Raw genomic sequence first — 11,604 nt, 5'->3', positions numbered from 1 at the left:
CCGGCTCCGGCGGCCATCCAGCCGCTGTCCGTGGACATGCGGAAGCTGTCCCGTGTGGGGTCCAGGCCCGGCTTCCTTGACTATCTGGTCCAGCTTTGGGACTTCCGCCAGTTTATTTTTTACGATGCCCGGGCGAGGGTGCAGAGCGGCACCCGGCGCGACCGGCTCGGAAGCGCCTGGCTGCTGCTGAACCCGATTTTCAACGGGCTAACGTATTACCTCATTTTTGGCGTCCTGCTGCAGACGAGCCACGGCATCGACAATTTTATTGGCTACCTTGTGGTGGGCATCTTCCTGTTCCAGTTCAGCTCCGGAGCAATCACCGCGGGTGCCCGCTCCATACGCAGCGGCAAATCCGTGGTGCAGGCTTTCAACTTCCCCCGCGCTGCCCTTCCCCTGGGCGCGAACCTCCGGGAGGTGCTGTCCGCGGTTCCCTTGATTCTCGGCATGCTGCTGATCATCGTAGTGTTCCCGCCGGCTGAAACCATCTCGTGGTATTGGCTGCTGGTTATCCCCGCGGTCCTCCTCCAGGGAGTCTTCAATCTGGGCGTCGGCATGATCCTGGCGCGAGTCATAGCTAAGGTCCACGATGTGACGCATCTTCTGCCATTCGCCCTCCGCGCCTGGATGTATGCCTCGGCGGTCTTTTACTCCTACGAGCGTTTTATCACCGACCCAGTCCTGCTCGAGGTGATGACGCTGAATCCACTGTTCAACGTCATCGACATCGTTCGGAGCTGCGTGCTCTATGACACTTTGCCCACCTGGGAATCATGGGCAAGCCTGGCCTGCGTGGCGCTGGCCGCCCTCATGATAGGGATGTTCTTTTTCTGGAAGGGAGAAGAAACTTATGGTCGCGATTGATGAGGCCCACTTCCTCGACGGTCCGCCATGCGTCGTGATCGACAAAGTCGAAATGACTTATCGGGTTGAATCCTCGGATGACAGGTCCGGTTCCTCCCGCGGGCCCCGGGGCGCCCTCCGGAAGCTCCTGCGTAGACCCAACCTGGTGACGGTCAACGCATTGAAAGAGATCTCACTGGTGGTGGAGCGCGGTGAATCGGTAGGGATTATCGGCCGCAATGGCTCCGGAAAGAGCACCATGATGAAGCTCATCAGCGGGCAGCTGGCGCCCACGAAGGGCGGTGTGTTCGCCTCGAGCACGCCCATCCTGCTGGGCGTCAACGCTGCGCTTGTGCCTGAGCTGTCGGGAGATCAAAACGTGGTGCTCGGCTGCCTGGCCATGGGTATGGATATGGCACAGATCGACGTGCAGTTCGAAAGCATCGTAGAGCTCTCGGGCCTGGATTCCGCCATCTACCTCCCCATGAAGTCGTATTCCTCAGGCATGGCCTCCCGGCTTCGCTTCGCGATCGCAGCTGCCGTCAACCCGGAAGTTCTCCTGGTGGATGAGGCGCTGAACACGGGGGACGCCCAGTTCAGCAACCGCAGCAAGACACGGATGGACGAGCTAAGGGCCCAGGCTGGCTGCGTGTTCATCGTCAGCCACAGCCTGGACACCATCCGGGACATGTGCAGCCGCGTGATCTGGCTGGATAAGGGCGAACTGATCATGGACGGGACACCTGAGGAGACAACGCAGTTGTATCAGGATTTTTCGTCTCAACTTTCCAAAGGGAACCACATCAGCGCAGAGCGGATCAAGGGCGAAGCCCGGGCGAACCTTATTGCCACGCAAATTTTGGAGCGGGCCAGCGGCCGCCGGACGGAAGGACGCTGAGATGGCCGTGGTGACGGATGTCCGCACAGCCCTATGGCATCTGCGCGACGGCGGGCTTGGCCAGGTCAAGGAGTGGCTGCGGCGCCGGGAAATTACAGGTCGGGGCGGTGGCCGTTCCGACACAAGATCTGCCCGTATCAAAGCACGGCGGGATCAAAACGAACCGCCCTCGTTTGCCCCGCACCGGGTTCCCGATCGGGCCCCCCGGCGGAGCGATCTCCGTGTGGGCGTCATCCTGGACGACTTCTCGGCCGCTGCATTTTCCTTCGAGTGGAACCTCCTGGTCCTTCGAAAGGACGTGTGGCTCCAACAGTTGACCGAGACCAAAATCGATTTCCTGTTCGTGGAATCGGCGTGGAACGGGAACCAAGGTTCTTGGAAGTTCCAATTGACGGGTACCTCAGGGCCCAAACCGGAGTTTCTGGCACTCATGGACTGGTGCCGTGAGAACTCCATCCCCACCGTCTTCTGGAACAAGGAAGACCCACCGCACTACGATGACTTCCTGCCTGCAGCGCGGCGGTTCGATGTGGTGTTTACTAGCGACTCTGACCGGATCCCCGCTTACGTGGCCGATTTGGGGCATGACCGGGTAAGTGTGCTGCCGTTCGCAGCCCAGCCGGCCATCCACAATCCCATCCGGACGAGCCAGGACCGGCACTCGCGCGGGGTTGCCTTCGCAGGAATGTACTTTGCGCACAAGTATCCGGAGCGGCGCCAGCAGATGGACATGCTCCTGACAGCGGCACGGAATGCCGGCAGCCAGTCCGGACCGGAACTGGAGATATTCTCCCGCCAGCTCGGAGGGGACTCGAACTACCAGTTCCCTGTGCCTTTCAGCGAGCACGTGGTCGGGATGCTGGACTATGCGCGGATGCTGACGGCCTACCGGGACTACAAAGTGTTCCTCAACGTCAATTCAGTGGTGGACTCGCCCAGTATGTGTGCGCGCCGGATTTTCGAGATCACCGCTTCCGGAACGCCCGTGGTATCGGCTCCCAGTGCCGCCATTGGACGCTTTTTTGAGCCGGATGAAGTGCTTGTGGCCGGTACTGAACAGGAGGGTGAACATCAGATCCGGATGCTTGCCCGCAGCCCTGAACTCAACGACCGCGTAGTCCATAAGGGGCAGCGCCGCATCTGGGCTGGGAACACCTATGCCCACCGGGCCGAGGAAGTCGTTGCCTCGGTGCTGCCCGAGCGCAGCCAGGCAGTGGCACTACCTTCGGCCAGCGCCCTGGTTTCCACCATCCGGCCGCACCAGCTTGAGCACGTCTTCGCGACCGTGGGCAGCCAGGTCGGCGTTGACCTCGAACTGGTGCTGCTCACACACGGCTTTGAAGCCGACGATGCCCGGCTGCGGGAGCTGGCTGGACAGTATGGAGTCCGGCGTTACCAGATCCTAACCGCGGCACGCGAGGTGACTCTCGGACAATGCCTGAATATGTGCGTCAACGCGGCTTCAGGGGACGTACTGACCAAGATGGACGACGACGACTACTACGGACCAAACTATCTCGCGGACTTGCTCCACGCGCTTGATTTCTCCAAAGCCGAGGTTGTCGGGAAACTTGCCCATCACATGCACTTCGCCTCCAACCAGGCCACCGTCCTGCGCATGCCGCAGTTGGAGCACACTTCCACCCGGATTGTTATGGGTCCTACCATCACTGCCCGGCGGGAAGTCTTCGAGGCCCATCCTTTCGAGCCGGTCAACCGTGGAGAAGACACGGCCTTCCTGAAGGCCGTGACAACCGCGGGCGGTTCCATATATTCAGCTGACAGGTTCAACTTCTGCCAAATGCGGAGCGCCGAGGGTCACACCTGGGACGTCGCAGACGAAGAGCTGGCTGCGTCTGGCGAAATCAAGTTCTTTGGGGATCCCAAAGAACACATCACCGTATAAAAGGGGAAACGAAATTGACAGCTATTGAAACTGTTGCCGTCATCGGCCTGGGCTACATCGGGTTGCCCACCGCTGCCATCCTGGCCACGAACGGCATCAACGTCGTCGGCGTCGATGTTAACCAGCACACTGTAGACGCGGTTAACCGAGGCGAAGTCCCCTTTGTGGAGCCGGATCTCGCCGTGCACGTTGCTGGCGCTGTGAGCCAGGGCCACCTGAAGGCCGCTATAGATACGCCCGCAGCACAGGCTTATATTGTTGCCGTTCCCACGCCCTTCCGCGCGGACCGTACGGCTGACCTCAGCTACATTGAAGCAGCGGCCCGCGGGATAGCACCGCAGCTCCAGGGTGGCGAACTGGTCATTCTTGAGTCAACGTCCCCGCCCCGCGCAACACGGCATATGGCCGACGTCATTCTGGCGCTGCGCCCTGACTTGTCCCTTGACGGCGCAAACGATGCGCCGGTGGTTCACTTCGCCCACTGCCCCGAACGCGTGCTCCCGGGCAGGGTCATGATCGAACTGGTCACCAACGACCGGATTGTGGGCGGAATTACCGCGGAAGCTGCCACCTTGGCCAAGGACCTTTATGCCGTGTTCTGCCAGGGAGAAATCCTGATCACTGACGACGTCACTGCCGAAATGGCCAAGCTCGTGGAAAACTCGTACCGCGACGTCAATATCGCCTTCGCAAACGAACTGTCCGTCATCAGCGAAAAAGTCGGCATTGACGTGTGGGAACTGATTCGCTTGGCCAACCATCATCCCCGTGTGAATATCCTTCAGCCTGGCCCGGGCGTCGGCGGCCACTGCATCGCTGTTGATCCGTGGTTCATTGTGGCAGCAGCACCCGAGGAGGCCCGCCTGATCCGGACTGCCCGCGAAGTCAACGATGCGAAGCCCGAGTGGGTCTTTCAGCAGATTCTTTCCGCACTGGAAACCCTTCCCGCCACTGCCGAAGTGGCCGTTCTTGGCCTTGCGTTCAAGGCCAACATCGATGACCTCCGGGAATCTCCTGCTATCGAAATTGCCGTTCACCTGGCTGAGGCCATGCAGGGCAGGAAGATCAACATTGCGGAGCCTCATATCGAACAGCTGCCCCGACAGTTGGCAGGCCGCAGCAATGTGGAATTGATGTCCATCGAGGAATCGATCAAGCGTTCGGACGTGGTGGTGGTTCTCGTGGACCACGACGACGTCAAGGCTGTGTCATCGGATTCCTTGGCCGGCAAGACAGTGGTAGACACCCGCGGGGCGATCCTCGCATGACTTTTGCCTTCGAAAACCTCACCCTCGGCATTGACAGGCTCATCGGGCTCGACGCCGCGACTCCTCTGACGGCGAACGAGGTGCTTCCCGGACCCGCGCTGGTCATTGCCGGGGCTTCCGCGTCGACAACAGAGCTTCGCCACGCTCCGTCAGACGCGCTGATCGCCCGGAGTGTTGAGGACTTCCGTTCCATTCAGTTCGTTGAAATCCAGCACTTCGTCGTCACAGCTGATGGGTTCAGCCTGGCGCTGGAACTCCTGGAACCGGGCCACCTGAATCCCGCTTCCCACATCGTCTGGAGCCTGGACCTTCCTCTGCTTGAGTCATTGGAGCGGCTGAATGCGATTGGCTTGCCTGAAACCGTTACGGTGCGCAGTATCGGCGGTGACATGGAGAGCTCGGTGGTCACCACGGCGGGAGGCTCCGGCCTCAGCCTCGACTTCGATGGCTTCAGGGCCGGCCTGGAAGCGGGTGCAAAGCTGGCGGGGGGCGAGGTCCAGGGTAACCGCTCTGACGGAGACTCCGAGACCGACCATGCATTAGCCTTGCTACGCCGTAAGCACCTGAGCGTGCTTGAAAGTTTGTCTCCCGTGGACGCTGCAAAACCGGTGGCGGGTTTGCAGCCGGAGACCCCGGCAGCAGACGCCACCCGGCTCGAGAATGACCTGATCCTTCTGAAGCGGCGCTACGACGCGTTGGACCGAAAATATACCGCCCTGTCGAACTCACGCCTGGGTGCGCTTACGCTCCGTCTCTGGGCCCGGAAGAATCCGCGCCAAAACAAGGCCATCTCAGCGAAGGACGGCGATAAGTGAACCAGCCCATCGAACCAAATTCCCCTGCCAGCTTCGATGTGGACTACGGCGCCACGATGCTTCTGGACAGAAAATCCCGCGAAGCCGAAATCCTGGCGCTCCAAGTCTCGTTGAAGGACACTGCTCCTGTCGCCGACCAGGCTTCCAGTGACCTCACGCACGGCGTGAGTGTCGTGATGCCGAGTTTCCTTGGCCGGGACCGCATCGCGTCTTCTCTGCAGTCATTAGTCGAGCAAACGCTGGATCCCGCTTCATTCGAGATCATTCTTGTCATCAACGGTGAGGATGACGGCACTTACGCCCTCGCCGCTTCCATGCGCGACAGCAATCCGGCCCACCAGTTCAGGATCCTCTATCAGGCCCGGCCTAGTGCAGGTGCCGCTCGGAACCTCGGCATAACTGCCGCAAGGTTCGAGTACCTGACTTTTGTGGACGATGATGACTACGTTGGACCGGCTTTCCTCGCCGAACTGCTGGGCGCTGCTGCTCCGGACTGCGTGTCCATTGCGCCGATCATCAATGTTTCCAGTCTGGGCGAAGAGGATCCCCTGAATGCGTTGAACGTCCAGATATCCGCTCGCGGAAATAAGACATTCGACTTCAAAGCCGTTAGCAGCATCCTGGGTTTCAATGCCTGCAAACTGATCCCCACTACGGCCGCCAAGGAGATCACGTACTCCGAAAGCCTCAGAAGCGGTGAGGACATCTGTTTCATGGCCCGCCTGGCCGTGGACAACAGCTTTAATGCCATCGTTGCTTCCAATGACGCCTCGGCCGCGTACTTCCGGGTCCTGCGGGACGAGTCCATTTCCCGGCAGCCACTCGATTTCGACTTCGCAGTCCAACAGAGGCTGGAGGTCATTCACGAGCTCGAATCAATGCGGAGCTGGGACTCTGCACCGAACGACGTACTGTTGACGGGGCTGATGCGTTCGCAGGCTAATTTCATCAGGCGCTACGTGGATGGGAATCCGGCAGACCGCCAGCAGGTTGTCCAAACAATAGAATCCTTCAATCTCAAGGACTTCCCTTGGTCCAGGATTAACCAGGGAACAGCCCGTGACCTCGTGGTGAGCTACTGCTTTGCCCCTTACTCTGACACGAGCGCCGTTATCGCCTCCAAGGCGATCGTTGAACGGGGCAAGGTTGTTGATGTCATCTACAACGACATGTCATCGGTCCGCAGAAAAGACGCTAATCTCGAAACGATTGCCGGTCGTCTCATCGACACCGCCACCGAAATTCATGCCCCGGCATCCTTCTCCGGATGGACGCAGATTTCTGAATTCGTCAGCAAGGGCATAATCGTTGCCGACAGGCGGGATGCACTGATTGGCGGCTACGAAACGCTCTACAGCAGGGTGCTGTGGCCCGGCTCGCACTTCTTGGCCGCCCTGTTCAAGATCAGGCACTCAGGCGTCAAATGGACGGCGGAATTCTCGGACCCGCTAAGTACCGACGCAAACGGAATGCCGCGTTCAGGGGAACTCGTCCGGGACGACATGTTCGAAGTCTTTAACCGGGCAGTCACAGCCAAGGGCTTTGCCACCCTAGAGACCGACAGTCTCTTTACCTGGTGCGAATATCTGACTTACATTCTGGCGGATGAACTGATCTTTACGAACGAAAACCAGCTCGCCTATATGCGGAACCACGTTTCAGATAAGAAGCTGAGACGGATCATTGAAAGCAAGTCCGTGGTGCGGGTCCATCCCACGCCGCCCGCACGAAGCTATGAGGTGCTGCCATCAAAGTACGCGCTGTCTGAATCGGTGGTCAACGTCGGGTACTTTGGCGCCTTCTACGAAAACCGCGGTCTTAATGAAGTTCTGACGGCGCTCTCCAACGTGTCGCCCGATGTCCGCCGAAAGTTGCGTCTCCACGTTTTCACCAACAAAGCCGACGACGTCGCCCGCCAGGTCCAGGAATGCGGCCTGACCGGAGTGGTCAAGGCCCAGGGGTACCGGCCGTACCTGGAGTTCCTGAACCTGGCCTCGCAGTTTGATGTCCTGCTGGTTAATGACGTCGAGCGGTCCGGAGAGATGTCCATCAATCCCTTCCTCCCGTCGAAATACTCGGACTACCTCGGCACAGGCCGGCCGGTCTGGGGCTTAGTGGACGCCGCCAGTTCGCTCAGCACCAAGCCGCTGGCTTACAAGTCCGATGTGGGGAATTCCGTTCAGGCAGTCCGCGTCCTGGAAGACATCCTCCAGGACTGGCTGGCCGACGGCATTGGATCCGAGACCGTGGAGACAGTGAACCCAGGTCACAATGGATGAGAGCATCTGGGATAGCCAGCACGGCGTTCCCATCTACACGTGGGACAGCATCGAATCATCGATGGTGGTCACCGACGGATACAGGGGACACCGGGCCCGGCATATCGTCCGGGCCAAGGGAACGCCGGAAGACTTCCTCAACATAAGCTCGCTGTACGTTCCCGGGGAATCCAACGTCCTCATAGTTCCCCTGCATGGCGCCCTGGTGCGGGAGAACGTTACCCTGCCCCGGTTCGAATGGCAGGCGGCGTTGGCGCACCGTCCTGACCATTTGCTTTTCCTGGCGGACACGACGCTCGATCATAGCGATGTGCTGACGCTTGCTTGGTACATCGGGACGCAAAAAGATGACCTAACCCGCAAGCTCGCCACCTACATTAGGCATGTTGCCAAGCAGCTCGGCATCGAAACTATAGTGCTTCTTGGATCGTCGGGCGGTGGCTACGCTGCGATTTCAATCGGTACATATCTGGAAAATTCCTGCTCGATTGCGTTCACACCGCAGACGAACGTCTGGGACTTTACTCCTGGCCACAGCAAGAACCTGATGAATGAGGTGTTTCCGGAGTTTGAGTCTCAGGAAGCGCTGAATGACGCGTTTCCCGAGCGTTTCTCTCTGTTGGAGCGCTACGCGCGGCTTCCCCACAAAAACCGGTTTATCTATTTCCAAAACTCGGGTGACCGTGAGCATGTGCTCAGCCACAAGAAACCTTTTGCCGAGTTCCTGGGCGTGCGGCTCCCTGACGGCCGCACATTCGACCAGTCGGGTGTTTTCGTCACGATGTACCACGGGGACGGGCATGTCCGGCCTCCCAAGGAGCGGCTCGATCCGCTGATTGACCAGGCCATCGAGTCCCTGGAGTCGCCGGTCAAGACACCGGTAAGGACGGCGGGGCTCACCGGGAAGCTCTTTGATCATGAATTCAACAGGGGCGACAGCTCTTTTCTCCGGGTACCGCCGGAACTGAACTCCTACTACTTGGTGTCGAACCCACCGCTGCGACCCGAAGCGGACAACCTTGCCTACACCCCGGACGGTGTTCCGCTGCGGATCATCGAGGGCAAAGACTACGACCATCCAGTGCTTCAGGCCCAGTTCATGCTGAAGCAGATCAACACGTTGCGGCGAACGGAGTCGCCCGAGCACCGGGAGGTGCTTGCCGCTACCGTGCGGAGGCTTGCGTCCTACGCTGTGGAATCCCGCGATGGTTTGTATTTTCCATACAACTTTGAATGGAACCGGGGAAAGCAGCAGCCGCCTTGGTACTCTGCCATGTCTCAGGGACAGGTGCTTTCGGCGGTTGCGCGGTTGTATGAGCTGGACCCCAGGGATGAATACCTGGAGTTTGCCCGCAAGGTCTACCAGAGTTTTCTGAATTTGCCCGATGATCAGAATCCCGATGCGCCCTGGGTGGTCGACATAGATTCAGAGGGCTTCCTGTGGCTGGACGAATATCCGTATCCAGGGCAAGGAAAGTGCGTGATCAACGGGCACCTATTCGCCGCATGGGGCCTTTACGATTACTGGCGCGTATTCGGCTCTAATGATGCCCTGAAGCTGGCCAATGCAGCATTGGCCACTACAAAGCGCTATATCTGGAAGTCCCGAAACCCGGGCTGGTCGTCCCATTACGACATGACGGTGTTTTTTCTGATACGCAACTATCACCAGACGCATATCTCGCAGATGGAGACCACGTATAACCTCACCGGCGATCCTTTTTTTCTGGCGATGGCGGACCTGCTGGAGAATGATTTCCCAAGTTATCAACGCAATGGATCGCTGTACCTGGGAGCCGGCAGCCACACTTTGTTCAAGGCCGACAACACAGCTGTTCCCACCAAGCTCACTGACTCGAAAGTGCTGGAGCTAGCTGCAGCAGTCTCGGTGAACTTTGCCGTCAGAACCAAAGTCGAAACAGCTGACGGGATTTGGCTCCGCATCTCCCAGGGTGAACACGAGAACTGGTGGGTTAATGAAGAAGCCGGCCGTGCCTTTCCGAGGCTTTGCCTGGACAAGCATCACTACGCGCGGCACCGCAAGATCATTGTGGGGCCAGGAATGCTCTCGCATCACCAGTTCAACCAGTGGGGTTCGCCGATTGATGTTCAAAAACTTGAAATCACGAGTCCCACCGTCGTTGAGGTCAAAGCGAAGGCCCTTTGGAACGGCGTCTGGCACTACGAGCTAGCGGAAGTGCCTGGTTCTTCCCTCGCAGGGCGCTGGGTTAGGCGCGACACCGTGTAATCAGTTGAACCGACAAAGGCCCGTGGTCCTGCCTGGAATGAATGTGCTTAGCATCCACCAGGGTCAGGTCCACGGGCCCGCGTTGCCTAGGCCACACAAGTCAGACGGCGACTGCCATGCCGAACTCGCCGATCCGCTGTCCGACGCCAAGCAACTCACCCAGAGCAGCTACAGTGCGCTCTGCTGCCCGGCCGTCGCCGTACGGGTTCACTGCGTTGGCCATGCTGTCGAAGTGCTCCGTGTCGTTCAGCAGGCGGTGCACCTCTTGAACGATTCGTTCCTCATCCGTGCCGATCAGGGCCACGGTGCCGGCATCGACAGCTTCCGGCCGTTCGGTGTTGTCCCTCATGACGAGGACGGGCTTACCCAAGCTCGGCGCTTCTTCCTGGACTCCGCCGGAATCGGTAAGCACGATGTGCGAGAGGGACAGCATTCGCGTAAATTCTCCGTAAGCCAGCGGCTCGGTCACAATCACATTGTTCTTCCCCTCGATAGCCGGAAGTACTGCTTCACGGACTACAGGGTTCCTGTGTGCAGGAAGGACTATGGTCAATTCCGGTTCTGCCTCGGCGATCCGGGCCAAGGCCCTACCCACCCCGCGCATTGCGTCGCCCTGGTTCTCGCGGCGGTGGGTGGTTACCAGCAGGATCCGCCGTCCGCTGGCGGCCAGCTCCTCGAGCTGCGGGTCGGAGAAGGGGATGTGCTTGTCGACTGTGGTCAAGAGGGCGTCGATCACGGTGTTTCCGGTGACCACGATGTCGTCCTCGCAGATGCCCTCGGCAAGGAGGTTCGCTTTGCTTGTACTGGTAGGGGCCAAATGGAGGCTGGCAATCTGGCTGGTGATTTTCCGGTTTGCTTCTTCCGGGAAGGGGGAAAGCAGATTGCCGCTGCGAAGGCCGGCCTCAACGTGGATAACAGGAATGCCGTGGTAGAAGGCGGCAATGGCTCCGGCCGTTGAGGTCGTCGTGTCGCCCTGGACGATCACGGCGTCGGGCCTGCTGGCCGTAAAGAGCTTGTCAAGGCCGTCCATGGTGCGGGTCATGATCGCGGACAAGGACTGCCGCTGCTGCAAAATATTAAGATCATGGTCCGGAACGATGCCAAAAAGTTCGTTGACCTGGTCCAGCATCTCGCGGTGTTGACCGGTCACTGTCACTATGCAATCGAAATCAGCGGACTCCTGAAGGGCAATGACAATGGGCGCCATTTTAATGGCCTCCGGACGGGTGCCGAAAATCGGCATAACGGTAGGCATGGATTCCCCCAGGTAAGGCAGCAAGTGACTCCCTGATGCTACAGCAACCCAACTTGGAGAGGCTTATTTGCTAAGACCTTGAGGTTTGGTCA

8 protein-coding genes are annotated in these 11,604 nt (G+C 59.2%); 7 read left to right on the top strand and 1 reads right to left on the bottom strand.

Translation table 11 applies throughout. The features are described 5' to 3' along the window. The first annotated feature begins 36 nt into the window (after positions 1 to 36). Genes NG701_RS19420 through NG701_RS19390 form a run of 7 tightly spaced genes read left to right on the top strand, consistent with a single transcriptional unit; the run spans position 37 to position 10,257 of the window. Positions 37 to 864, top strand: coding sequence for an ABC transporter permease (locus tag NG701_RS19420; protein WP_252570567.1), 828 nt, complete (start codon positions 37 to 39; stop codon positions 862 to 864). Further along, a complete protein-coding gene (locus NG701_RS19415) occupies positions 851 to 1,741 on the top strand; it encodes an ABC transporter ATP-binding protein (RefSeq protein WP_252570036.1) in 891 nt (296 codons plus the stop codon). Before NG701_RS19420 ends, NG701_RS19415 begins: the two co-directional genes overlap by 14 nt. Position 1,742: 1 nt before the next feature. Beyond that, positions 1,743 to 3,647 (top strand): glycosyltransferase family protein, encoded by a 1,905-nt coding sequence (locus NG701_RS19410; RefSeq protein WP_252570034.1) that lies wholly within the window; start codon positions 1,743 to 1,745, stop codon positions 3,645 to 3,647. A 14-nt stretch (positions 3,648 to 3,661) separates the two neighbouring features. Continuing rightward, a complete protein-coding gene (gene wecC / locus NG701_RS19405; protein ID WP_252570031.1) occupies positions 3,662 to 4,915 on the top strand; it encodes a UDP-N-acetyl-D-mannosamine dehydrogenase in 1,254 nt (417 codons plus the stop codon). After that, positions 4,912 to 5,730 carry a hypothetical protein gene (locus NG701_RS19400; protein WP_252570028.1) on the top strand — a complete coding sequence of 273 codons (819 nt, stop codon included), beginning with the start codon at positions 4,912 to 4,914 and terminating at the stop codon, positions 5,728 to 5,730. Before wecC ends, NG701_RS19400 begins: the two co-directional genes overlap by 4 nt. Beyond that, positions 5,727 to 8,009 (top strand): glycosyltransferase, encoded by a 2,283-nt coding sequence (locus tag NG701_RS19395; RefSeq protein ID WP_252570025.1) that lies wholly within the window; start codon positions 5,727 to 5,729, stop codon positions 8,007 to 8,009. Before NG701_RS19400 ends, NG701_RS19395 begins: the two co-directional genes overlap by 4 nt. After that, the gene (locus NG701_RS19390; protein WP_252570022.1) at positions 8,002 to 10,257 is read left to right on the top strand and encodes a D-glucuronyl C5-epimerase family protein; all 2,256 of its coding nucleotides are present in this window, start codon (positions 8,002 to 8,004) and stop codon (positions 10,255 to 10,257) included. The genes NG701_RS19395 and NG701_RS19390 overlap by 8 nt, the downstream gene beginning before the upstream one ends. A 100-nt stretch (positions 10,258 to 10,357) precedes the next feature. Here NG701_RS19390 and wecB read toward each other — a convergent pair whose 3' ends face one another. Beyond that, positions 10,358 to 11,512 (bottom strand): non-hydrolyzing UDP-N-acetylglucosamine 2-epimerase, encoded by a 1,155-nt coding sequence (gene wecB, locus NG701_RS19385; RefSeq protein ID WP_252570020.1) that lies wholly within the window; start codon positions 11,510 to 11,512, stop codon positions 10,358 to 10,360. Positions 11,513 to 11,604 lie beyond the last annotated feature (92 nt).

Origin of the sequence: Pseudarthrobacter cellobiosi, assembly GCF_023913815.1 — a bacterium.
In the GTDB taxonomy this organism is placed as follows: domain Bacteria; phylum Actinomycetota; class Actinomycetes; order Actinomycetales; family Micrococcaceae; genus Arthrobacter; species Arthrobacter cellobiosi.
The sequence above is the reverse complement of the archived record's forward strand: the minus strand, read 5'-3'. Positions and strand labels throughout refer to the sequence as shown.